This is a genomic window from Xanthomonas sp. 10-10, assembly GCF_040182365.1.
Lineage (GTDB): Bacteria > Pseudomonadota > Gammaproteobacteria > Xanthomonadales > Xanthomonadaceae > Xanthomonas > Xanthomonas arboricola_F.
The window spans coordinates 4,794,410-4,819,343 of sequence record NZ_CP144460.1; the positions used below are offsets into that span (position 1 = coordinate 4,794,410).

General features: G+C 68.9%; 13 protein-coding genes. 2 read left to right on the plus strand and 11 right to left on the minus strand.

The genetic code is table 11. From position 1 onward, the window contains the following. Nucleotides 1-74: 74 nt before the first annotated feature. Complete coding sequence (locus VZ068_RS20300; RefSeq protein WP_046962397.1) at nucleotides 75-365, plus strand: DUF2782 domain-containing protein; 291 nt, start codon at nucleotides 75-77, stop codon at nucleotides 363-365. 301 nt (nucleotides 366-666) lie between these two features. Here VZ068_RS20300 and tssA read toward each other — a convergent pair whose 3' ends face one another. The 10 genes from tssA to tssK are packed head-to-tail and all read right to left on the minus strand — an operon-like array spanning nucleotide 667 to nucleotide 22,576. Then, on the minus strand, nucleotides 667-1,710 hold the full coding sequence (tssA, locus tag VZ068_RS20305) for a type VI secretion system protein TssA (protein ID WP_349656313.1): 1,044 nt from the start codon (nucleotides 1,708-1,710) through the stop codon (nucleotides 667-669). A gap of 47 nt (nucleotides 1,711-1,757) precedes the next feature. Then, nucleotides 1,758-9,353, minus strand: a complete 7,596-nt coding sequence (locus tag VZ068_RS20310; protein WP_349656314.1) for a filamentous hemagglutinin N-terminal domain-containing protein — start codon at nucleotides 9,351-9,353, stop codon at nucleotides 1,758-1,760. Between the two features lie 11 nt (nucleotides 9,354-9,364). Next, the gene (locus tag VZ068_RS20315; RefSeq protein WP_349656315.1) at nucleotides 9,365-11,044 is read right to left on the minus strand and encodes a ShlB/FhaC/HecB family hemolysin secretion/activation protein; all 1,680 of its coding nucleotides are present in this window, start codon (nucleotides 11,042-11,044) and stop codon (nucleotides 9,365-9,367) included. Further along, nucleotides 11,041-11,478, minus strand: a complete 438-nt coding sequence (locus tag VZ068_RS20320) for a hypothetical protein (RefSeq protein WP_349656316.1) — start codon at nucleotides 11,476-11,478, stop codon at nucleotides 11,041-11,043. The genes VZ068_RS20315 and VZ068_RS20320 overlap by 4 nt, the downstream gene beginning before the upstream one ends. Then, nucleotides 11,475-15,170: a bifunctional serine/threonine-protein kinase/formylglycine-generating enzyme family protein gene (locus tag VZ068_RS20325; protein WP_349656317.1), complete on the minus strand. Its 3,696-nt coding sequence runs from the start codon at nucleotides 15,168-15,170 to the stop codon at nucleotides 11,475-11,477. The genes VZ068_RS20320 and VZ068_RS20325 overlap by 4 nt, the downstream gene beginning before the upstream one ends. Nucleotides 15,171-15,174: 4 nt before the next feature. Further along, nucleotides 15,175-15,891, minus strand: coding sequence for a PP2C family serine/threonine-protein phosphatase (locus tag VZ068_RS20330; RefSeq protein WP_259157402.1), 717 nt, complete (start codon nucleotides 15,889-15,891; stop codon nucleotides 15,175-15,177). Beyond that, nucleotides 15,888-16,463, minus strand: a complete 576-nt coding sequence (gene tagF, locus VZ068_RS20335; RefSeq protein ID WP_349656318.1) for a type VI secretion system-associated protein TagF — start codon at nucleotides 16,461-16,463, stop codon at nucleotides 15,888-15,890. The genes VZ068_RS20330 and tagF overlap by 4 nt, the downstream gene beginning before the upstream one ends. After that, a complete protein-coding gene (gene tssM / locus VZ068_RS20340; protein WP_349656319.1) occupies nucleotides 16,460-19,990 on the minus strand; it encodes a type VI secretion system membrane subunit TssM in 3,531 nt (1,176 codons plus the stop codon). Before tssM ends, tagF begins: the two co-directional genes overlap by 4 nt. Then, nucleotides 19,987-21,237, minus strand: a complete 1,251-nt coding sequence (icmH, locus tag VZ068_RS20345; RefSeq protein ID WP_349656320.1) for a type IVB secretion system protein IcmH/DotU — start codon at nucleotides 21,235-21,237, stop codon at nucleotides 19,987-19,989. The genes tssM and icmH overlap by 4 nt, the downstream gene beginning before the upstream one ends. A gap of 4 nt (nucleotides 21,238-21,241) precedes the next feature. Continuing rightward, nucleotides 21,242-22,576, minus strand: coding sequence for a type VI secretion system baseplate subunit TssK (tssK, locus tag VZ068_RS20350; protein ID WP_349657767.1), 1,335 nt, complete (start codon nucleotides 22,574-22,576; stop codon nucleotides 21,242-21,244). Nucleotides 22,577-22,860: 284 nt separating this feature from the next. Between tssK and VZ068_RS20355 the strand changes: the two genes are divergently transcribed. Then, nucleotides 22,861-23,718 carry a hypothetical protein gene (locus VZ068_RS20355; protein ID WP_349656321.1) on the plus strand — a complete coding sequence of 286 codons (858 nt, stop codon included), beginning with the start codon at nucleotides 22,861-22,863 and terminating at the stop codon, nucleotides 23,716-23,718. A gap of 252 nt (nucleotides 23,719-23,970) precedes the next feature. On the opposite strand, the gene VZ068_RS20360 is transcribed toward VZ068_RS20355, so the two are convergent. Further along, nucleotides 23,971-24,861 carry an aldo/keto reductase family oxidoreductase gene (locus tag VZ068_RS20360; protein ID WP_349656322.1) on the minus strand — a complete coding sequence of 297 codons (891 nt, stop codon included), beginning with the start codon at nucleotides 24,859-24,861 and terminating at the stop codon, nucleotides 23,971-23,973. Between the last annotated feature and the right edge of the window lie 73 nt (nucleotides 24,862-24,934).

The following is a 24,934-nucleotide window of genomic DNA, read 5'->3' on the forward strand; positions in this document are numbered from 1 at the left end:
TTCAATTCTACGCTGCACATCCGCGCCACACCGCCCAGCGCATACTCACCGACGACCTAGAACGGATGACAACGATGAAGAGAGCATGTCTTTTGCTGCTGCCATTGCTGCTGCTCGGCGGCTGTGCCACCACCTCCGGCGGTACTGCCGGCGACGGTATCCCTGCCGGTGCAGATGTCACCAGCAAGACCATGGGCAACGGCGACAAGGTCGACGAATACCGCGTCAACGGTCAGCTGGAAATGGTGCGCGTCACGCCCGCACGCGGTGCGCCCTACTTCCTGTACGACCGCGACCACGACGGGCATACCGACGCGGAGAAGGACAAGGTCAACAAGGTGTATTGGCAGCTGTATCGTTGGTGATTCGGGATTCGGGATTCGGGATTGGGAATTCGCAAAAGCGCGGTGTGACTGCGTTTTTGTTCGGAGGTTGGCGGTGGGCTGGTTGGGCCGCCGCCGTGGGGCAGTCGATGGTGGTGCGGGCACGTTTTGTGCGCTGCCTGTTTGACTGGGTGGTTGGATGGGGTCGCTGATGTAATGACCGCGCTTGCGGTAAGCGAGAGCGGCCGCTGCTCTGAGCCGGCATGCATCACGCGTATGCTCCAGTTCAGCGCGTTTCATCCGTACCCGCCTGACGCTGGTTTGCCCGGTGTCGTCGTCGCCCTCAGCCGTTTTCCAGCGGGCCGGTGACGCGTTGCAGGTCGTCGATACCGGCCGGGGCCAGTTCCTTCATCAGCGCCAGGAAGTCGCAGCCCACCAGGCGCTGCGCACGCCGCAGCAGCATCGGGACCGGGCTGGACGGTTCGCAGCGCGCGTAATAGGCACAGATCTCGTCCAGACGCCGCAGCACATCGTCCGGGCCGGCAATGGCACCGGGCGGGCGGGCGCTGCTGCGTGCGCCGTCATCGCCCGCGCCTGCCGGCGCAGCGTCGATGTCTGCCGATGCGGGGGTGGCGCCGCCATCGCGCGCCTGCCAGTGCGGCAGCACGAAACGTTCCAGCTCGCGCAGGTCGGTCAGCAACGGGCGTAGATCCGGTGCGGCGGTGCCGACGTGTTCGGTGAGCAAGGCATCGATGGCGCGCGCGTGTGCCGACGCGTCGCCGATGGCCTGGGCAGAGGCGGCCAGCGTTTCCAGCGTGCAGTCCAGGCAGCAGGCTTCGATCTCGGCCAGGCTGGGGCCGGTCTGGCCCTCGGGCAGCTTGAGGGTGCCGTTGGCCGCGCGCAGGTCGCGCAGGCTGAAGCGGCCCAACCGCGGCGATTGCACGAACGGCGTGGTGCGCAGCGCGCCGAGCAGGCCCATCGGGTCGCCCAGCCCGACCAGGGCGTTGATGCGCGAGGTCGGGTCGTTGTCGTCGTCGGCATCCAGCTGCGGGTGCACGCTGTCCCAGTGCTGTTCCAGCAGGCCGCGGATCAGCGCCAGGGTATCGGCCCAGCCGGGCAGGCCGCGCAGGCGCAGCCAGGCCGCGCCCAGCTTGCCGGCGATGCGCAGGTCGCGGCTGCGCCGGCTCAGTTCCAGTGCGAGCGCCTGCACCTTGTCCCAGTCGGGTTCTTCGGCGGCGATGACGCTCTCGCCCAGGGTGCGCTCGGGGCGGACGGCCGCGTCGCGCTCAAGACGCAGAAAGTCCGGGTCGTATTCCAGGTCCGGGCCGGCCGGGGCGTCGTCGCTGATCGGCGCCAGCAGGGTCTGCAGGGAAGTGTCGTCGTGCATGGCAGGCTCCGTCGGGGGAGCCGCCGCGGTGGGCGGCGGCGCTGGGCTTATTGCGGGGTGCAGACCGCGTCCGGGTCGCCGGCGTCGCAGGCCGGTTGCTGGTCGTCGGGCAGACGCAGGCCGGGACGGACCAGGCCGAAGGCGCGATACGGTGTCCCGCTGGCGGACAGGTCGACGAAGGCGATGGTGCGGCTGGCCGAGCTCTGCGCGCGACCGGCAAACGCCGAGGCCGGGACGTTGAAGCTGGAGCCGCCGCTCAGGTCGAGCAGCCCGCCCTCGGCGGTGGTGGCGTTGAAGTACGCCGGTGGCGCGCCCACCGCGCCGATCACCTGGGCGCCGGTGCCGATCAGGTAGATCGGGTCCTGCTGGGTGCCGATGCGGCCGGTGGCGGAGAAGTTGCCGGTGCCATCGCGCAGGGGCGCGCGGCCTTCCTGCAGCAGGTCGCCCCGCACCGACAGCAACAACGCGCTGTTGCCGGCGTCCACGCTGTAGGAACTGCCATTGGCCAGCACCAGCGTGAGGTCGCCCGCGTTGGTGAGGCTGAAGCCATTGCTGGCGGTGAAATCGCCGAGCCGCACCACGCGGTTGTCGATGAAGGTGGTGGCATCGCCCAGCAGCACCGGGCCACCGGCGCTGCCGCTGAGCAGGTTGGTGCCGATCGTGCTGCCGGCGCGCTGGCGGATGCCGGCAGCCGCCTGCAGCCAGGTGGTCGCGGCACTGAGCTGACCATCCAGCAGCAACGCATCGCCGCTGCGCAGCCGCAACAGGTTGCCGCCGTCCACGCGCCCGCTGACCTGCAATGCGCCGGCACTGACCACGTCCAGGCCTTGCGCACTGAAAGCGCCGAGCGTGCCGATGGCATTGCCGGCGCCGGTCAGCGTGGCCGCGCCGGTGGCGCTGCCGCTGAGGTGCGCTGCGCGCAGGCTGCCGCCGCTCTGGGTGATGGCACCGCCGCTGCGCATGCCGAGGTTGCCGGCACTGCTGACGTCGTGACCCAGCTGCAGGGCGCCGCCGCTGCTCAACGCAACCGCGTTGCCGGCGATCGCACCGCTGGTGGAGAGCTGGCCGCCAGCCTGCAGCGCGACCGCACCGCTCGCCTGCGCCGCCACGGCCAGGTCGTTGCGATCGACCAGGGCGATGCTGCCGCCATTGGCCTGCACGCTGCCCTGGAAATCGTTGCCGGCGTCGGTGAGCACGATGGCACCGGTGCCGGCGTCGAGCACGCTGGTGCCCACGACCGTCAACGCGCCTTGCTGGGTGATGCCGGTGTCGGTTGCCGCAGGACGCGACACCGCTTGCGCGGTCAGCCTGCCGGTGCCGCCGGCTCCATTGCTGCCGCTACGTGCCACCAGGGTGCCGCCGATACGGCCCTGGCCCAGGTCAAGACCGGCACCGCTGGCGACATCCAGCGTGCCCACGTCCAGGTTGCCCAACGTCAGCCCATTGCGATCGCCCACGCGGGTGTCGCCACCGCTGAGGTTCACTGCCGACTGGAAATCGTTGCCGGCATCGGCAAGCGCAATGGAAGCGCCGGCACTGTTGATACGGGCAGCGCCGGTCACGGTCAGCGCAGCGGTCTGCGACACCGCACCGCCGTTGCTGGCGGCATCCAGATCGCCATTGACCAGGCCAAAGCCAAGGTTGAGCGCACCGTTGCTGGCGACATCGAGCGCACCGGTGGTCAGCGCACCCAGCGTCAGCGCATTGGCATCGCGCACCCGCGTGGCACCACCGCTGAGCGCAAGCAGGCCCTGGAAGTCGTTGCCGGCGGCATCCAGCACGATCGCGCCGCTGCCGGCATCGACGCTGCTGTTGCCTGCCACCTGCAGCGTGCCCGCGCTCTGGGTGATCGCCGCGTTGTTGCTGCGCAACGCCAGGCCGCCGGACGCAGCGATGCGATTGCCAAGCACGATGCCGTTGGCGCCGCTGAGCTGCACCTCGCCACCACGCAGCGCGCCGGTGGTGGTGAGCAAGCCGCCGCGCGCGATCGCATCGAGCGCACCGCTGCCGGTGTCGACTGTGGAGGTCAACAGCAGCGCACCGCCGGCATCCAGCGATACCGCGCCATCGCCGGTGCCTTGCACGGCGGCGAGTTGCAGGTCGTTACGGTCGACCAAGGCAATGCCATCGCCGGTGGCGGCGACGGCACCGACGAAATCGTTGTTGGCATCGGTCAACGCGATCGCGCCGCTACCGGCGTTGAGGTTGCTTGCGCCGTTGATGGTGAGCGCGCCGGTTTGATTGATGACACTGCCGTTGCTGGTGGCGGCGAGTGCGCCGTTGACGGTGCCCTGGCCGAGGTTCAACGCAGCGTTGCTGGTGACGCTGAGTGCACTGGTGTTGAGCGTGCCCAGGGTGAGCGTGTTGGTATCGACGATCTGCGTCGCGCCGCCGGTGAGCGCCACGGCGCCGGTGAAGTCGTTGGCATTGGCCAGTGCGATGGCGCCGGAACCTGCGTTGACGGTGGTGGCGCCGCCGACCAGCAACTGGCCGCCGGTCTGGTTGATTGCGGCATTGGTGGTGCGCAGGGTCAGCGCGTTGCCGGCATTGACGGTGTGCGCCAGGGTCAGGCCGTCGCGCGCAGTGAGCACGACGTTGGCACCGCTCAGAGCGCCGCCAGTACTGAACGCGCTGCCGGTGGAGGTGAGCGTCAGGCTGCCGGTGCCGGCGGAGATTGCCGATGCAGGCAGGTCGAGCGTCTGCGCAGTGAGCGCAATGTCGCCGCTGGTGTTGCCATTGATCGAAGAGACCTGCAGCAGGCTGCGGTCGGTCACGGCGATACCGTTGCCGGTCAGGCCGAGCGCGCCCTGAAACTCGTTGTTGGCATCGGTCAACGCAATCGTGCCGCTGCCGGCGTTGATGCTTCCAACACCGGTGACGGTGAGCGCACCGGTCTGGGTGATGGCGCCGTTGTTGCTGGTGGCGGTCAGGCTACCGGTGCTGCCGGTACCCAGATTCAACGCACCGGTGCTGCTGACGGTGAGCGCGCCGGTGTTGAGGCTGCCCAGGGTGAGCGTGTTGGTATCGACGATCTGCGTTGCGCCGCCGGTGAGCGCCACGGCGCCGGTGAAGTCGTTGGCGTTTGCCAGTGCGATGGCGCCGGAACCTGCGTTGACGGTGGTGGCTCCGCCGACCAGCAACTGGCCGCCGGTCTGGTTGATTGCGGCATTGGTGGTGCGCAGCGTCAGCGCATTGCCGGCATTGACGGTGTGCGCCAGGGTCAGGCCGTCGCGCGCAGTGAGCACGACGTTGGCACCGCTCAGAGCGCCGCCGGTACTGAACGCGCTGCCGGTGGAGGTGAGCGTCAGGCTGCCGGTGCCGGCGGAGATTGCCGATGCAGGCAGGTCGAGCGTCTGCGCAGTGAGCGCAATGTCGCCGCTGGTGTTGCCATTGATCGAGGAGACCTGCAGCAGGCTGCGGTCGGTCACGGCGATGCCGTTGCCGGTCAGGCCGAGCGCGCCCTGAAACTCGTTGTTGGCATCGGTCAACGCAATCGTGCCGCTGCCGGCGTTGATGCTTCCGGTACCGGTAACGGTAAGCGCACCGGTCTGGGTGATGGCGCCGTTGTTGCTGGTGGCGGTCAAGGCGCCGGTGATGCCGGTGCCCAGATTCAACGCACCGGTGCTGCTGACGGTGAGCGCGCCGGTGTTGAGGCTGCCCAGGGTAAGCGTGCTGGTATCGACGATCTGCGTTGCGCCGCCGGTGAGATTGAGCGTGCCGGCGAAATGATTGCCGATGTCGGTCAGTGCAACCGTGGCGCTGCCGGCGTCGATGCTGCCAAGCCCATTGACGGTGAGCGCGCCGGCCTGGGTGATGGCGCCATTGTTGCTGGTGGCGGTCAAGGCGCCGGTGCTGCCGGTGCCCAGGTTCAACGCGCCGGTGCTGGTGACGGTAAGCGCGCCGGTGTTGAGGTTGCCAAGCCTGAGTGTGTCGGCATCGACCACCTGCACGGCGCCGCCGCTCAGATTCACCGTGCCGGTGAAATTGTTGGCGCCATCGGTCAGCGTGATGTTGCCGCTGCCGGCGTCGAAGCGGCTGCTGCCGCTGACGGTCAGCGCGCCTTGCTGGTCGATGGCGGTGTTGTTGCTGTTGACCAGCAGGCTGCCGACGCTGCTGTTGCCCAGGGTAAGCCGATCGCGATCGACCACCTGCACGGCGTTGCCGCTCAGACCCACTGCACCGCCGAAGTCGTTGTCGCTCGCATTCAGGGTGATGTTGTCGGTGCCGGCGTTGAACTGCGCTGCACCGCCCACTGCAAGCCCGCCGGTCTGGGTGATGCCGCCGCTGGCGCTGGTGGCGGTCAGCGTGGTGGTTGCGCTGCCCTGGCCAAAGCTCAGCGCACCGCCGCTGCGCAGCGTCAGCGCGTTGGCGTTGAAGCTGCCCAGGGTCAAGGCGCCGAGCGCGTTGATCTGTACCGCGCCACCGGTCACCGACAGCGCACCGGTGAACGCGTTGGATGCGCCGTTCAACACCACCGCGCCGCTGCCGGCATCGACCGAGGTGGTGCCACCGATGGCGAGCGTGCCGGAGAGCTGGGTAAGCGCAGCGCCGGTGGTGCCCAGCTGCAGGTTGCCGCTGGTGGTGATGTCATGCGACAGCGTGATGCCGTTGCGCCCGTTGAGGCTGACATTGCCACCGCGCAGCGCACCGGCGGTGGATACGCTGCCGTTGTCCGAACGCAGCTGCAGCGTGGCGCTGCCGGTGTCGATCGATTGCGCCGGCAGGCTCAGGGTGCCGCCGGCGGTGAGCGCGACCGCGCTGTTGGCGGCGCTGGTCAGCGAGACGATGGACAGGTCGTTGCGGTCGTAGATACCGATGGCGCCACCGGTCAGGTCCAGTCCGGCCTTGAAATCGTTGCCCGGACCGAGCAGCGAGATCGCACCGGTGCCGGCGTTGACGGTGCCGAGCGCGCCAGCGCTGATCGCACCACCGCCCTGGGTGATGGCCGCATTGGTGGCGGTCAGCGCCAGGGTGCTGTCGGCATCGATGTCGTGGTCCAGGGTCAGCCCGTCGCGTGCGTTCAGGCTGATCTGGTTGGCACTGAGCGCGCCCTTGGTCGCCAGCGCGCCGCCCTGCGCGCTCAGCCGCAGATTGCCTGCGCCGAGATCGATGGCCTGCGTTGGCAGCACCAGGTCGGCGCCGGCGGTGAGGGTGACATCCCCGCCGCTACCGGCGGTGAGCGAGGTCACGGTGAGCGTGTCGCGGTCGCTGACCGCGATGCCGGTGCCGACCAGGGTCAGCCCGCCCTGAAAATCGTTGCCGCCGTTGTCCAGTGCAATCGCGCCGCTGCCTGCATTGAGCGTTGCAGGTCCGGTGAGGGTCAGTGCGCCGCCCTGGATGATGGCGCCGCCATTGCTGTTGGCAGTGACGCTGCCGCCGATGCTGCCCTGGCCCAGGTTCAAGTTGCCGTGGCTGGTGGCGGTGAGCGCGGTGGTGGTGATGGCGCCCAGGGTGAGCGCGTTGCTGTCGTTGACCAGCGCCGTGCGGCCGGTGAGCGAGACCGCGCCGCCGAAATCGTTGCCGGCACCGTTCAGGCTGATGGCGCCGGTGCCCGCTGCCGCTGTGGCGTCGGTGGTGCCGGTGACAGCGAGCAGGCCGGCGGTCTGGGTGATCGCCCCGGTGTCGCTGGTCAGCAGCAGGTTGCCGCTGGCCTGGATGCTGTGGCCAAGGTTCAGCGCATCGCGCGCACGCAGGTTGACCTGATTGCCGGACAGTGCGCCCGCGGTGCTGAGCCCGCCGCCGAGCGCACTGAGCGACAGGGCGCCGGTGCCGGTGGCAATGGCCTGCGCGGGCAGGCTGAGCGCGCCGCCGGCGGTGAGCGCGACGGCGCCGTTGCTGCCATTGGTGAGCCCGGCGATGGTGAGATCGTTGGCATCGCGTACTGCAATGCCGGTACCGGTCAGCGTGAGCGCGCCCACGAAGTCGTTGCCGACCGCGGTCAGCGCGGTGCTCGCGCTGCCGGAATCGAGCGTGCTGGTGCCGCCCACCGTCAATGCGCCGGCCTGGCTGATCTGCCCACCATTGCTGGTGGCAACGAGCGCGCCGGTCACCGCGCCACTGCCAAGATTCAGCGCACCGCTGCTGGTGGCGGTGAGGTTGCCGGTGGCCAGCGTGCCCAGGGTCAGTGCGCCGCTGTCGGTGATCTGGGTGGCGCCGCCACGCAGGCTGACCGCCTGCTGGAAATCGTTACCTGCAATGGTCAGCGTGATGGCTCCCGTGCCGGCCCGCAGATCGCTGCTACCGGTGACGGTGAGGCCGGCATTGCCAGCCTGCTGGATCGCGCCATTGTTGCTGGTCGCGCTGAGGGCGCCGGTGACCCTGCCGCTGCCGAGATTGAGCGTACCGGTACTGGTGGCGGTGAGGTTGCCGGTGGCCAGCGTGCCCAGGCTCAGTGCGCCGCTGTCGGTGATCCGGGTGGCGCCACTGGTCAGGCTGACGGCGCCAGCGAAATCGTTGCCGCCATCGGTCAGCGTGAGCGCCTGGCTGCCCAGCGAGAAGTTGCTGGTACCGCCCACCGTCAACGCGCCCTGTTGGGCCAGATCGATGCTATTGGTCAGGCCCAGATTGCCGGACACATCCAGGAATCCCAGGTTGGCGATCCGGTTGGCGCCGCTGAAGCTGGCATTGCCGCCGATGCTGCCGAAGAAGGTGCCAGCGGTCAGCACGCCGCCCTGCTGCACGCCAACGTCGCTGACATAGCTGATGGCACCGCTGCCGGCATCGATGGTGCCATTGCCGACGATGCCGTTGCTGCCGCCGCCATTGGCCACCAGCGAGACGCTGCCGTCGCTACCGCCGGACAGCGCCGCAGCGCGGACAACGCCGCTGTTGTTGACCAGCGAGTCGAACACGCCCCGTGCCGCGCGCGCGCTCAGCGAGATGGTGCCGCCCGGCGCGATCAGGCTGCCGGAGTTGTCCACCGCGAACTGGTCCAACTGCAATTGCAGCGCTTTGTCGATGACCACCGCAAACCCGCCGCTCTCGAAACTGAGGGTGACCTTGTCGGCGCCGACCAGGTTGATGTTGCCGGCGCTGGCGGTGATGGTGCCGCTGTTGGCCACCTTGCCGCCGATCAGGTCGACGGCGCCGGCGGCGGCGTTGATGGTGCCGGCATTGGACATCAGCGCGACCGTGTTGCCGCCGGCATCGAGCACATCGTTGCCGCTCATGAAGTCCGAAGCGGTGGCTCCCAGGGTGCTGGCCACCAGCCCGCCGACATTGATCTGCGCGGTGCTGCCGAAGATCATGCCGTTGGTGTTGATCAAGAACACCTGACCGTTGGCATTGAGATTGCCGAAGATCTGCGTGGGATTGCCGCCCTGGACCAGGTTGAGCACGGCCGCGCTGGAGGATGGCTGGTTGAAGGTCACCGTGGCCGCCGAGCCGATGTCGAACGTGGACCAGTTCAGCGCCATGCGGTTGGAGGTCTGGGTGATGACCTGGCTGGCCCCGCTGGGCGCGTTGATGGTGCCGGTGCCGCCGGCGATGCTGCCGCCGGTGGGTAGTTGCGTGCTGGCCACCTGCGCGACGGCAGGCGCGCTGAGCGTGAACGCGGCGGCCAGCGCCAGCGCCAGTGGCGATCGACGCAGCAGGCGTTCGGAGCTGCGGGCTGCAACGATGGAAGCGATGTGGTTGGCGTGCATGCGCAGATCCCTCAGAAGGTGAAGCCGAAACGCGTGTAGATGCGGGCGTCGTCGCGTCCATCGGACGCATCGCGGCTTCCGGTCGGCAGTGCGGCGGTGAGGCGCCATTCGAAATTGGCGTACTGCGGCAGGCGGAAGGTGAAACCGACGCCGGCGGCATCGAACGTGGATGGCGCGACCGCACCGTTGGCCGCGTAGACGCGCGCGTGGTCGGCGAACACGTCCAGCTCCAGCAGTTCGCGCCACGGGCGGCCGTTGAACGGCGAGGCGGCATCGGCAAAGCCGGGCGCATCGACGTGATATTCCAGCGCGGCGTAATAGCCGCGATCGCCCAATGCATCGGACACCGGATAGGCGCGCACGCTGTCCGGCCCGCCCACGGCGAACTGCTCCAGCGGCGCCAGCGTGTCGTCGCTGTATTGGCCGCTGAACTTGAAATACAGGCGCTGGGTGCGGGTGAGATATTGCAGGCGCGTGTAGGACAACCGCGCCAGGGTGAAGTGGCTGTCGCGGTCGGGGCTGACCAGATCCGGATCGGCCGAGCCATCGCGCAAGGCCTGGCGCACGCTGAGCTGCAGCAGGTCCACGCCGCGCCAGCGCAGATCGGTGCGGCGCAGCGAGGCGCCGAGTTCGGCCACGTCGAAGGATTGGTCCGACAGCGTGACGCCGGCCGCATCCAGCCGCGATTTCTCGCGCAGGTAGCGCGCCGAGCCTTGCAGCTGCAGCAGATCGTGGTTGATGAATTTCCAGTCGGCGCCGGCATACACCACCGACGTGGGGCCCTTGAGGCCGAGCCGGGCGAACACGCCGTTGCGCACCTCCAGCTCGCTGCGGCTGGCGCCGACCACCGCGCTCAGGCCCGACACCTGCCCGACCGGCAGCGCATACGACAACGCACCGATCTGGCTCTGCCGCGGCGCCAACGAATAGGCGTAGTTGGCGGCGAACACATCGCCCAGCCCGAGCGGGCTGTTCCAGGTGATGCCGGCCTGGGCGCGATAGCGGCCGGTGAGTTCGGTGCCGTAGTTGTTGCCGCCCAGGCTGATCACGTACGGGCGCGCGGCTTCGCTGGCGACCAGGACCACGTCGGTCTCGCCGGCGTTCTGGCCCGGTTGCAGTACCGACGATAGCGACACACCGGGCAGATCGCGTGCGTACAGCAGCGCGGTGTCCACGTCCTGCTTGCGTAGCGGGCGGCCCTGCAGCTGGCGCAGCGGCGCCGACAAGGTGTTGCCGCGATAGCGCGCAGCACCTTGCACGGTGACCTGGCCGATCCGGCCTTCGAGCACGCGGATCTCGATCACCTGGTCCGGGCCGGGGGTCTGCGCCGGCAGGTAGGCGGTGCTGACGATGAAGCCGGCGCTGCGATAGGCCTGGGTGACGGTGTCGGCCACCGCCTGCAGCTGGTCGAAGCGCAGCGCCACCACCGGCTGGCCCTGCGCCAGCGCGGCGAACGCGGCATCGGCCACCGCCTGCACGCGCGCCGGATCGATGCCCGCCTCGGGGTAGTTGCCCACATCGCGCACGCGAAAGCCGCGCACGGGCAAGGTGGCTGCGGCATCGCCGCGATCCTTCACCGCCGGCAGCGTGGCGGCGCCTGCGGGCGCGACATCGGAGGCGCTGTGGTCCTGCGCCCGCGCAGGTGCGGCCAGCAACAGGCACGCGGACAGCGCCGCGGCCAGACACGTCATACGCATACGTCACTTACCCCTGAAAACATCCGTTGTCGCGCAGACCCCACGTCCCGTGCTGCGCATGCGGCGGTCGGCATGCCTGCATGGAGATCGGCGTGGTTGCGCTCGCCCCTGACTGAACGCCGGTCGAACCCTGGCGTACATTTATGGAATGTTAGCAACATTAGTGCGACGACGGTCACTGTTACGACAATTGCCATGGCACGTCTGCGCAATCGGCTGACGCGATCACGCTGCCGCGGCGGACTGGAGCGGTCGTCAAGCAGCCGCGGCTGCGGGTTGCGCAGGGTCGTCCCCTGCGCCTGGCGCGCGGCGTCCAGCACGCTGCGCCGACGGGCGCGGTACTGCGCGCGATCGATCTGGCCCAGCTGGTGCGCCTGGGCCAGCGCATGCAGCTGGGCGTTGGCAGGGTGCTGCGTGCTGCCGCTCATGGCAGCTCCCGCAGCACGCGAAAGCCCACGTCCGGTTGCGCCGAGCCGTTGTCGGCGCGGCTGGCCTGCACGGTGCAATCGGACCAGTAACTGGCAAAGCTGCCGCCGCGCGCCTGCACGCCCGCGCCGCTGGAGACCCACTCCCAGACATTGCCGGTGAGGTTGATCAGCCCCCAGGGATTGGCATCGCGGCCACGCGCCGACACCGGCGCGCGTACCGTATCGGCGGCGCTGGCGGTGGGCGGCACGCAGTTGCTGTCCTCGGCCTGGCGCCAGTTGGCCGCGGCCTGCGCAGCATGCAGCCATTCGGCATCGCTGGGCAGGCGATAGCGCCAGCCGCCGCTGCCGATGGTCAACCAGCGCAGATAGGCACGGGCCTGGGTCAGGCTGATGTTGCGCACCGGTGCACGCGCCAGTTCGGGGGTGCTGGCGGCCTGCGCGGTGCAGCGGCCGGTGGCCTGGCAGAACAGGTTGAAATCGGCCACCGCCACCTCGCCGCGCGACAGCGCATACGGCTTGCCGCCGCCGATGCCGGGCACCACCACCAGCATCGGGCCGCGGGTGTCGCCCAGCGTGTCGAAACAGGCCGCGCCACGGCCGGGCAGGCCGGCACCGCCGCAGGGGTCAGGGCCGGTGGGCACCGGCGGCAGGCTGGCGTCGTCGTCCACGCTTACGGGCAAGGCGGCAGTGGCCGTGGTGCCGCGCGCTGCGCCGGTGGTGGCATTGGTGGGCTTGGCCGTGGATTTGCCGCGCGCTGGTTTTGTTGTCGGGGTGGGCGCCGTTGCATCGGTGGCGCTGCCGGCGGGCACGCTGTCGGATGCGGGCGCATCGACGGCAGGCGCACGTTGCAGGCGTGCGGACAGCGTGCCTTCGGGCAGTTGCCCGGCGGCTTTCATCTGCGCTTCCAGTTGCGCCATCGCAGTGGCATCGCTGCGATACAGGGCCTGCAGGCGCTGCCCCAGTTGCTGGCGTTGGTTGGCCGGCAGGTTGGCGGCGCTCATCACCGCCGCGATCGCCGCGTAGCGTGCCTGCGCACTACGCAGTTCGGCACGTTGGCCGAGCATCTGCACGGCTTGCGCAAGCAGGTCGGCGGCCTGTGCATAACCGCCCTGCGCGAACGCATCGCCGGCGTTGTTGCGATACACCTGCGAGAGCAGTTGCGGGCCTTCGCTGCCCAGCAATGGATGGCTCGGTTGCAGCGTGCGGATACGCGCCAAGGCATCGCGGGTTTTGCCCAGATCGTTGGCGGCGGCAGCGCGGCGCAGCGATTCCACCCGCCCTTCCACTTCGGCCTCGGCGCTTTCGCGTGCCAGTGCCTGTTGCAGCTGTTGATCCAGTGTCTGCAAACGTGTGCGCTGGGCGAGCAAGGTGCTGGATTGCGGAGCCAGCTCCAGCCCGAAGTCGACCAGGGCCTGCGCGCCGGCCAGCTGCGCCGGGTCGCTTTGCGGGGCGACCACGCCGCTGATGGCCGCGGCCACTGCGCTGGCCTGTGTGCTGCGCTCGGTGGCCGGCAAGGCGGCCAGTGCAGCAGCGATGCGACCGCGCCAGGCCGGATCGGTGCCCGGGCGTGCCAGATCCGCTGCCAGCGTCTGACGTGCGCTGCTGGCATCGCGCGGCAATGCAGCCACCGCGCTGCGTTTGGCTTGCTGCTCGGCCACCGCGACCTCGGCGCTGCGCAATTGCAGGCGCAACGACTCGGGGAAGGCGGCGCGCGCCTGATCGATCTCGGCCCGCGCGCTGGTGAGCTGCCCCGCCGCAACCGCCTGCGCAACGGCGTCATCCAGCCGCACTTCCAGCGCGGCGTGATGCAACAAGCTGCTGCCCGGGTCGATGCGGCGCACCTGGTCGAGCGTGGCCAGGGCGTTGTCGGCCTGGTTGCGGAACAACAGTCCGGCGTCGAGTTGACGATTGAGCGTGGTGTCCAGCGCATTGAGGCGCTGGTTCTTTTCGCGCTCGATGGTCTGCCGGCGCGCATCCAGCGCCGGCGAATACAGCCGCAAGCGATCACGCAGGGCAAAGACCTGCAGCGCGCCGCGGTAATCGTCGCGGCCGTTGGCCGGATTCCACAACGTGTCCAGACGACGCAGCAGGAAATCTTCGATCAGATCGCTGCGGTCGGTAAGCAGGCGGCGACGGTCGTCCGGCTCCAGGCTGGACAGCGCCTGCATGGCCTGGGTTTCGTCGCGATAGTGCTGCGGGTCCTGCGCGCCGAAGCGTGCGATGACCTCGGCCAGATGCTGCTGATGCAGGTAGCGCTGCACGCCCCACCCGCCCGTGCCCAGCACCGCCAGCGCGGCGGCGCCGTAGCCGAGCAAAGGCAGCGCGCGTTCGCGCAGCGGCACCTGGCGCAGGCCGTCGAGCAGCTGGTCCACGCGCTTCAACCGTTGCGCCGCCGGGAACGCCACCGCGGCGCACAGCGTGGCGTACTGGCGCCGGGTCAGGCCGGGCACCGGCGGCGGGCGACGGCCATCGCGCAGCGCCACTTCGGCGCTGAGTTTGTCGAACGGGTGCCTGCCGGTGAGCAGTTCGAAACACACGCAGCCCAGCGCGTACAGATCGTCGGCCGGTGTGGGCGCCTGCCCGCGGATCATTTCCAGGCTGGCGTAGGCCGGCGTCAACGCGCCGAGCGTGGCGGCATCGAACACGGTCTGTTCGCCGGACACGTCGGCGGCGTGTTTGCCGGCGCGCGCGATGCCGAAGTCGAACACCTTGGCCACGCCTTCGCGGGTGACCATGACGTTGCCGGGCTTGAAGTCCGAGTGCACCACGCCGGCGGCATGTGCGCGGATCAGCGCGCGGCCCATGCCATCGATCAGCGGCCACGCCTGCCTGAGCGGCATGCCGTTGTAGGCCTGTTCGCGGATCAGCGTTTTCAGGTCGCTGCCGTCGATGTACTCCATGGTCATGAAGACCAGGGTGCGATCCTTGTCGAAGTCGTACACCCGCACGATGTTGTCGTGCGCCAGCTTCTGCGAGCGGCGTGCTTCGCGTTGCAACGCGACCAGCGAATCGGGATGACGGCGGAACTCGTCGCTGAGCACCTTGACGGCCAGCCACGGGTCGCGATCGCGCGCTTCCACCTTGCGTTCGTCGCGCGCCAGATACACCACGCCCATGCCGCCGCGCCCGAGTTCGCGCTCCAGCAGGAAGCGCCCCTTGAGCAGGCTGCCGACGCTGGCATGGTCGCCGCCGGCCGCTTCGGCCAGATGCTGCCAACTGGACAGGCTGGCGGTACCTGCAGTGCCGGTACCGGTGCCGGTTTGCGTGCCCACGCCGGTCTGGGTGCCCAGGCCCAGGCTGGTGAGGCTGGGCAGATCGCCGGGCAGCGGCTGCGCCGGTTGCACGCGGGTGATGTCGTCTTCGAACGGCGCGGCAGCGGCGCGGCGCGGCATCACCACGGTGGCATCGTCGTCGACCGGTGGCGCGGACGGCGCAGCGGCTGGCGAGGTTACTGGCGGCGCTGCCGCTGCGCCATCGCGCAATGCATCCAGCCGGTGCATCAAGGTGGTGACGGTGACATCGTCCAGCAATTGCTGGCGTTGCAACTGCGACAGCGTTTCCACGCCGTCGCGGTATTCGGCATCCGGCACGGCCGCGCGCTTGCCCAGCGCGGCCAGCACGGCGTCCAGGTTCAATGCGCCGGTGCGCATGGCGGTGACCAGTTCGGTCACGGTGGCGGTGTCTTGGTGCATGCGCTCACTCCTGCAGGCGGACGACGACGGCGGTGACGTTGTCGCGCGCCGCCCTGCCCATCGCCAGTTCGAACAACCGCGCCAGCAGCGCGCGTGGATCGCCGAAGCGATGGCATTCGGCGTCCAGCTCCGGGTCGGGGATTTCCTTGTTGATGCCATCGCTGCACAGCAAGAATTGCGTGCCCGGCAGACTCGGCAGCAGCACCCAGTCGACGAACAACGGCTCCTGCGCGCCCACCGCGCGGGTAAGCACGCCTGCCGCCGCAGCGGCGGCCTGGGCCGTACCGAACTGGGTGATGTCCTCGCGCACGCCGTGCACGTGATCGCGGGTGAGCTGGCGCAGCAGGCCGCCGTGTTGCGCATAGATACGGCTGTCGCCGACCCAGCCGCACAGCATGAAATCCGGGTCGTGCACCAGCACCACCACGGTGGTGGCGATCATGTCCACGCGGCGTTGCCGCGCAACCTGCAGCAGCTCGGCGTTGATCTGTGCCAGGGTGTCGTCGATGGCATCGATGAAGTCGCACAGGTCCGGCGGGCGCACCAATGCGCCCAGCCGCTGCACCAGCAACTGGCTGGCGTAATCGCCGGCGCTGTGGCCGCCCAGGCCGTCGGCCACCACCCACAGCCCGGCATCGTCGCGCAGCAGCAGTGCGTCTTCGTTGAGCCGGCGCACCTTGCCGGTTTCGGTATGCCCCGCGGATTGATACAGCGCGCTCATCGGGTGACCTCGGTGATGTCCTGGTCGGCGAGCAGCCAGTCCAGATAGCGCTCTGCCGTGGGCAGGCCTGTGAGCGCCTGCGCAGCGCCGCCCGGCGGCCACCACAGCGACTGGCCGTGCGCTGGTGCATGCGCGGTGGACGGCGTGGCCGGCACTGCGAGCGCGCGCACGGCGGTGTCGAAGCTCACCGCATCGGTGCGCGCGCGCAGCGCACGGCCCAGGCACGCCGCCGATGCGTCAAACCAGGCCACTGCGGGCAGGCAGGCAGGCGGCACCGGCATCGCCACGATCAACGGGAAGCAGCGCCCCACACGGTCTTCGCCCGGGCCCAGCACACCGGCCCAGGCCTGCGGACCGCACACGCCCGGCCCCAAGGCGAAGGCGCGCATACCGCTGCCGCGATAGGCGCCCGGCCAGCGTTCGCCGAGCTGCTGCCGCACGCTGTCCAGGCAGCTGGCAAAGTGCGCGTCCCACGGTTGCACGAAGCTGGCCGGCAAGCGCCGCTGCACGAAGTCGCCCACGCCCGGCAACTTGCCGTGGAAGCCGATCTGATCGCTCGCCGGCATGGTCATCCGCCGCACGCAAACTGCTGGACGTCGCTGTCCAGGAACGGGTGACGCAGGTTGCCCGCGCGCAGCGGCACCTGCACGTCGTGGCCACCGAGCGCGAAGCTGGCGACGAAGCGCAGGTCGGACGGGTTCTGCAGATGCCCGGCCTGCAACGCGCGAAACAGCGCCCAGTCGCCTTGATAGTCGAGCGTGCCCAGCGCCACGCCATCGGCACCGAAGGCGGCAATCGACACATGCCCCGGCACCGGGCCGGGCCAGATCATCGGCATGCTTTGCGCCGCACCGGGCTGGTAGTCGTACCGCTGGCCTTCGATGTCCAGGGTCAGCCGGGTGACGCCCTCGCCCAGCGTGGGCGCCAGCACGGTAAAGCCCACCTGCGGCACCGGGCCGCCGCGAAAGTATTTCTGCCGGATGCGCTGCGCCAGTTGCAGCTGTGCAGGCAGTCCGGGCGCGCCAACCACCGCATCCGGGCCTTGTTTCCAGCGCCATTGCGGCGCCTGCGTGTCCAGCAGCGGCTGCACGGTGCCGGTGTAGAGCGTATCCAGGCGCCCGCCGGTGCCGAACAATTCGCCAAAATTCTGCAGCGGAAGGTCTACCTGCGCATCCGGATCGAACGGGTAGCGCCCGCGTACGAAATCGCTGCACACCTCGCCCACCGATTGGCGCACCTGCGCATCCAGCGCGGCGCGTGCGCCCTGGGTCATCAAGGTCGCGCTGCTGCCGGCCAGGGTCTGCAGCCAGTCGGTCAGCGGCGGCGGCAGCTGCGCCATTTCCTGCCGGGCCAGGGCCAGTTGCGCGTTGGCGGCTGCCGCATCGCCACCGCCTTGCGAGACCACCAGCAACTGCTTGCCGAGTTGATCGAGCACGCCCAGCAGATGATCCAGCGGTGTGCTGCCGGGTGCACCGGCAGTCAATGCATTGAGCGCCAGGAAGTGCTCGCTGATCGCCGCGCCCGGCAGCGCTGCGTTGGCGGCGGCAGGATCGGCAGCGGTGGCCAGCGCGGCGCTCATCGCAGCGCCGCCAGGCAGCGTTGCCGCTGCCGCATTGGCCTTGGCCGCCGCCTTGCCGGCCGCCGCAGCCACGGCGCGCTGCGCCGGGTCTGCCGGCGGTGCGCGGTCCATCGCCTGGGTGTGCTCGGCCACCACGCCCAGCAACAACCGTAGCGGCGAGCCGGGGCCGGCCAGTCTGGCGGCGCTGGCGCTGGCGCCGGCCAGATCGGCCGCCGGGCGCAATTGCAGATCGGCCAGCAGCGCGTCCCAGTAGCGGATGTAGTCGGCCTCGTAACGCTGGCCGACCTCGCGCACCAACGCGGCCTTGGCGGCCGCATCCAGCGGCGCCCCGCCGAACACCCAATCGTCGCGTCCGAAGCGTTCCACCGCCTGGCCGATGCCATCGCGCTGCAGGCCGGCGAAGACCGGCTGGGTGTACAGCGCCGCCACCGGTGTGGACAGCGCAGTGCCGCTGCGCCGCACGAAGGTATCGGCCAGCAAGCCCAGCGCCTTGTCCAAGCGCAGCGGCGTGCCGGCCGGCGGTGTCAGCAGCAGGTTGCCGTAGATCAACGTGGACAAATCGGCCGCACGCAGGCTCGCACGCGCCTGTGCGATGCGCTCGCCATCCAGCGACAGCGCACGCACGCGCCCGGGAGCCTCCAGCAAGGCCTGCAGGTGCGCGCTCACTGCCTGCTGCTGCGCCACATCGCGCGGAAACAGTTTGCCGGCCTCGATGGCCGCCAGCGCGCTGAGTTGCGCAGGATCCAGATGCTGCGGCTGGCCGAGCATCAGGTACCCCTTGAGCGTGTAGTAAAGGGCCTGCGGTGCCTGCGCGTTGTCGGCCAGACCATCGCGAAAGCGCACCGCCAGCGCCGGCAGCAACGTGGCGTTGAGCTGGCGCAGATACCCGGCCTGCAGTTCGTCGCCCAGCGTGGCTCCCTGGAACAACCCCATCCGCAGCGACCACGGCGTGCGCTGGCGATACTGGCGTGCCACCTGCACCACGGCCTGCGTTGCCGCAGCCTGCTGCAGCGTGCGTGCCATGTACTCGGGCATGCTGGTGGCGGCATTGGGATCGGGCACTGCCGGGCGTGCCTGCAGTGCCTGACGCACGTGTTGGAGATAGGCGCGATTGCCCAGGTAACTGACGCTCAACCCGGCCAGCAGCACGCCGCTCAGCAACACAACGCCGGCATAGGCGGCCGCCTGCAGCCATGCCATGCGGCGTTGCTGCGTGGGCGGCGTGTTGGCCAGCCCGGATTCGCGCAGCACCACCTCGCGCAGCAAGCGCTCGACAAAGAACGTGCGGCGTTGCGCGCCGGGGGCGTGCACCCGCGCATCGTCCACACCGAAGGTGCGTGCCACCGCGCCCATCATGCGGTCGATCGGCGTGCCTTCCTGGGTGCCGGAAGTGAAGTACACCCCGCGCAGCAGCGGCGCCGGCCCGTAGGCGGTGCCGGCAAAGGTGCCTTCGACAAACTGCCGCGCACGTTCGCCAAGCGCGGCCACCTGCTGCGGAAACGACAGGATCGTCGCACGCCGCAAACGGTCGCGCTCCAGATTCAGCCGCTCGAACAGGCGTGCGCTCAACTGCTGCTGCAGCAGATTGAATTCCTCTGCAAAACCGCGCGCGGCGCGGCCGTCGAGCGTGTGCGCGAGCGCAAATGTCATGCCCCAGACCTGGCTGCGCTGGCCGGGCGTGAGATCGTCGAAGAATTCGCCAAAGCCACCGATCAGATCGCACTTGGTAAAGATCAGGTACACCGGCACGCTGGCCTGCAACTGCTCGGCCAGCTCGTCCAGGCGGCGACGGATCGCCTGCATGTGCGTGTCGCGTTCGCCATCGTCCAGCAGCAACAGGTCGGACATGCTCATGGTCACCAGCACCCCATTGAGCGGCCGGCGCGGGCGATGGCGCCGCAGCAGGCGCAGGAAGTCGCGCCAGGCGCCGGCATCGACGGCCTGGTCGGAGTCCTGCGTGGTGTAGCGCCCGGCGGTATCCAGAAACACCGCTTCGTCGGTGAACCACCATTCGCAATCGCGGGTGCCGCCCACCCCGCGCAACGCCGCATCGCCCATGCGCGCTGCCAGCGGAAACTGCAGGCCCGAATGCTGCAGCAAGGTGCTCTTGCCCGAGCCGGGCGGGCCGATCAACGCGTACCACGGCAGCGTGTACAGATCGCCGCCGCCACGGCGCTTGCGCAGCAGTTGAATGGCCTGCTGGAAGCGCGCCTGCAATTGCGCGCGCTCCTGCCCGCTGCGCAGTTCGCGGTCATCGTCGCGACCGGGTGCGGCCAATGCGCTGGATAGCCCGGCCGCGCGCCGCTGCGCCCGCCAACGTCGCCATCCCAGCACGCCCAGCCACACCCCGATCAACAGCACGATTGCCAACAGCCGCGCCGCTATGCCGGTCAGCGGGCTCCAGCCATCGATGGCGACATACGGCCCGCCCACCCACAGCAGCAGCGACAGCAGGCACAGCGCCAATACGCTCACCACCAGCGTGGCACTCAGCTTGGACAACAGCGTCTTCATCGTCATTCCCCAGGCTGGAACAGAATCTCGACGCGGCGATTGCGCGCGCGATTGGCAGGCAGCTGCGCCGGCTGCGCCACCGGTTGCGAGTCGCCGGCGCCCAGCGCTTCCACCCGCCCCGGCGTGGCAAGATGGGTGCGCAACAGCTGCGCAACCGCCTCGGCACGCGCCCCCGACAAGGCGTAGTTGTCCTGATAACGCAGCGAGCGCACCGGCACGTCGTCGGTATGCCCGACCACGATCACCCGTCCCGGCAATTGATCGATTGCCGCCGCGATCTGTGCGATCAGGCCACGTTGCTCCGGCTCCACCTCGACGCCGCCGGAGGCGAACATCGCCGCGCTGCTCAGGCGCACGCGCGTCTGTCCATCGGACTGCTCATCCACGCGCAACAGGCCGGCGCGCTCCTGCGTGGCGAGCAACTGTTTCAGACGCACCTGCGGCGGCGGCAACGGCGTTGCCTGCGGTGGTGTGGCCGGCGCCAGCCCCCACTGCGCAACCTGCGCGCTGATCGGCGCCGACAATGCGTTCAGGCGCGTCTGCATCCACGCGAAGGCCACCACCAACACGCTCAGCCCCAACAGCGCAGCGGCCCACAGCGGCAGGAAGCGGCCCAGCCGGCGGCGGTCTTCCACCCCGCGCCAATGCGGCGCCAGGCTGTCGGGTGCGGCGCCGCGCGCCGCGCGGATACGGCGGAACAGGTCGTCCTGAATCTCGCCGAGCTTGGCCCGCCCGCCCGCTTCGATCTGATACCGGCCCACGAATCCCAGCGCCAGGCACAGGTACATCAGCTCGATCAATTCCAGATGCCGCGACACATCCGCGCACAGACGCTCCAGGATCTGGAAGAACTTGGCGCCGCCGTACGATTCGCCATGAAAGACCACCAGCAAGGTCTTTTGCGACCAGCCACTGCGCTCGCCCCACGGCGCATTGAGCACCGCCTCGTCGAGCAAGGCGCACAACACGTAACGCGCGGCGGTGACCGCTTCCACCGGCGCGCCGCCATCGCGGGCGCGTTGCTCGAAGCGGCGGATCTGCGCCATCACCTGCTCGCGCAGACGGACCACGTCGGGAAGCTGCGCGCTGTGACGCAATTGCACCGCCAGCAGCAACAACGGCGTGGCCGCCTGCACCAACGGGTTGACGCTGCGGCCCAGCAACTCGCTGATGTCGGTGTCTTCGGCAGCCACCACGCTGGCCGCAAGCGGCGCAACCAGGCCGGCATCGATGTCGGTCATGGAACGGCTCATGCGCTCAACTCCGGATCGCCCACAGCTGCAGGTCCAGCCCGGCGAATTCACTGCCGAAGTGGAATGCGATGCCGCCGGAGGTCTTCAAGGTTCGCCACAATGCGGCGCTCTTGTCGAACTCGAAGTACAGGTAACCGGCGTGGTACGGAATCTGCCGCGGCGCCACCGCCATCGGCGTTGCCACGATGCCGGGCAACTGCAGATTGACCAGATCGCGGATCTGCTCCACGGGCCCGATCTTGGCGTGCGCGGGCAGCTGCCGGCGCAATTCCTCGCTGGGCATGTCGGCCTTTGCGGCGAGGACGAACGCGGCGCTGTCCAGCAAGCCCGGGTCGGGCACCATCGCCACCCACACGCCGAACTTGCGTGCCTGCATCGGCAACGGGGTGGCGGTCTGTTCGAGCACCGCGCTCAGGCTGGAGCGCAAGGCGCCGATCACCGGTTCGAAGCTGTCCTGCTGCGCCTCGTGCCGATAGGCCGGCCATGCCGGCGGGCGCTTGCCTGGCGCGGTAAAGGTGCTGAGCTCGCCGGCCAGCCCCACCAGGGCACGGAACAGCTCTTCAGGATGCGCCAACAGTGCGGCGGCCCAGTGCGCAATCTGCGGTTGCCAGCGGTTGATCACCTGCAACAGCAGGAAATCGGCGATGTCGGCAGCGCCGCCGCGGTCGGTCAGCGTCACCCGCGCCGCCAGCGCCTCGCCGCGCTGATGCAACAAGCCAAGCAGTTCGGTCAGGAACGTGGTCAACCGTGAGGCGGCCTGGCAGACCATCGCACTGGGAATGAAGTGCGGGTCGAGGATCACCTGACGGTCCGAGCGCGATTCGATGATGCGCGCCACCGCGATACGGTCCAAGCCGTCCAGTGGCTGCGATTGCGGCAGCAGCCGCGTGCTCAGCCCACCGACTTCCATCAGCACCGCCTCGCTGGTGCTGCCCGACGCATCGCCGCTTTCGGTCTCACGCACGCGGTAGCGGAACAACTGATCGACCGGCGATTCCGGACGCCCCAGTTCCGGCTGCGCCGGTACCCGCAAGGGCAGCGTGAGATACACGATCTGATCGCGGCAGTTGGGGTCCACCTCCAGCGCCACCGGTAGCGGATCGTCGCCCGGCATCGCGAACGGCGTGCCGTCGGCAAACACGCCACGCGCACGCCGCAACCCCAGCTTGCCCACCGCCAGCAGATCGGTCTCCCATTCCAGCTCGCTCAGGCCCCAGGCGTACGGCCGCAGCCGCGCCGCACGCAGATCCACATAGCGCTCCAGGTAGCGTTCCTGCTGCTGCAGATGCTGCGGGCGCAGAAACAGCCCTTCGCTCCACACGACCTTGTTGTTGTGCATGATCCACTCGCTATGGAAACGCCGCGCGCCACCGCACGGCGTGCCATGCGCAAGCGTCATGTTGTGGGTCGGTTGCATCCCGCTGGCGATCGCGATGGCTGCAGTCGCCAGGCCCCGATGGGGCGCGTCGACGGGGTGATTCTGCGGCGCAGCTGCCAGGCGCACCCGTCAAAATGTCTCAGGCAATCGACCGCCATCGGCGACATCGGTACCATTCGTCGTACCCGCACGATGGACATCCTCAGATGTTCCATGCGCTGCGGACGAGTCGCCGGGGGAGCGCCTTGATCCTGATTTTTGTTGTCGAGAAGCGTCAAGTCACTCAAGGCTGCGGCTTTGTCGCCGACTTTTGCCTGATCTGTCGCAGCGCCCGGGCATTCGAGGTCCAGCGCGTCGGCCTGGCATGGTCGATGTTTGGCCTGCGTCTTGGCGCGGCGAGGTATACGCATGAACAGCAGGTGTGCCAGAGCTGCAGGCAGGCGCTCCCGCACGATCCATCGTGGTTCAGGCAACGCGCGTCGTCGCCAGAGACCATCGATAGATTGATCGACATCACCCAGCCGGCGCTTGTGACACGCCTGGCGAGCCGGCTAGAGATCGAGGACCGGATTCGCGAGTCGGTCGGCTCGCTGGACCCGGCGCAGCGAGCCGCCTTGTTGCGCGCGCCCTTTTTGCTGCTGTATCCGCAACTGCATCAGCGCTTTGCAAGCACTCGACTCGATTGGCGCCAACTGGCGGTATTGGTCGTTGGCCTGCCATGCGCGCTGCTGCTCCTGCTACCTATCGGGTTCCTGCTCGAGCGCATCGGCGTCCCGATCGCACAGACGGGGCCGTGGATCTCGTTTGCCGCATTCACCGGCTATGTGGGGCTGGCGATATGGGTGTTCCGACGGCAACGCAAACTGTTTTTCGAGCGCGAGATTCTTCCGGCGTTCGCACTTGCCGTTGCCGGGCTTTCCCCAAGCCGCGAAGAATTGACGCTCGCGCTGGCAGACAATCGCAGCGGCCCGCTGCGGCATTGGCGTCGCCTCGCGCCGGCCTGGTTGGACACGGTTGCCCGGCTGCCTGCACCGGCCAGGTGGCCTTCGCAGGTTCCGGGGGCTGCGGCCGACGATGATGCGCGCTGGCGGCGGCCGGCCTGATGGCGCGTCGTTGCCGGTCCTGACCGCAACGGATGCGGTTGGCCGACACGCGGCTGGAACTTGGCCGATTGCCGGATGCCTCACGCCCGACGCTGACGGCGCTGCGGTTCAACCAGCGGCCGCCGCCACGCACTGAAGCATCGTGCGCGGCCTTGGGCTCATGCTCCTGCCACGCGCGCCAGCAAGGCACGCGTGGCAAGTTCATCGCACAGTCTCGGCGGGTGGCTGCAGACACCGCGTACGCGGTATACCTCAGTGCGAGGAACCGACTTCGGTGGCAATACCGTCCAGCGTTGCCACCTGCTCTGCGGACAGGGTCAGCGCGGACGCGGCGAAGTTCTCCCATAGATGCGGCACCGAGGAGGTTCCGGCGATCGCCAGGATGTTGGGCGAGCGCTGCAGCAACCAGGCAAGCGCCACCTGTTTCGAGGTTGCGCCGACCTCCTTGGCAACGCCCGACAGTCGGTCCGATTGCAGCGGCGAAAAGCCGCCCAGCGGGAAAAACGGGACATAGGCGATGCCCTGTTGCGCGAGTGAATCGATCAAGGCGTCATCGTCGCGTCTGACCAGGTTGTAGTGGTTCTGCACACAGACGATGTTGGTCAGCGCCTGCGCCTGCGCGACCTGCCGTGGAGTGACATTGCTCAGGCCGATATGGCGGACAAGACCTTCACGTTGCAACGCTGCCAGGCACGCCACCGGCTCGGCGATCGAGCGCTCGTCGGTCTGCATCGGTGCACCCAGCCGCAGGTTGACGACATCGAGCGCCTCCAGCCCCAGACTCGCGAGGTTTTCATGCACTTGTCGCCTCAGACTCTCGGGCGAGGCGTCGCCATTCCAGGAGCCGTCGCTTCCGCGGCTGACGCCGATCTTGGTGACGATCACCAGGTCGTCGTCATAGGGATGCAGCGCTTCGCGGATCAGCGCATTGGACACATGCGGCCCGTAAAACTCGGCGGTATCGATGTGATTGGCGCCCAGTGTGACGGCCTCGCGCAGCACCGACAACGCCGCAGCCTTGTCGCGCGGCGGACCCCAGACATGGGGCCCAGGCAATTGCATGGTGCCGTATCCCATCCGTTGCAGGCTGAGGGTGGTGCCGGGCAGGGTGAAGCTTCCACCAAGACGCGCAGTGCTGTTCATTCGAAGTTCCTTGCAGTGAGTGGACGGGCTTGCTGCTGAATCGTTGCCGGCACGCGTGCGATGCCGATGGTGT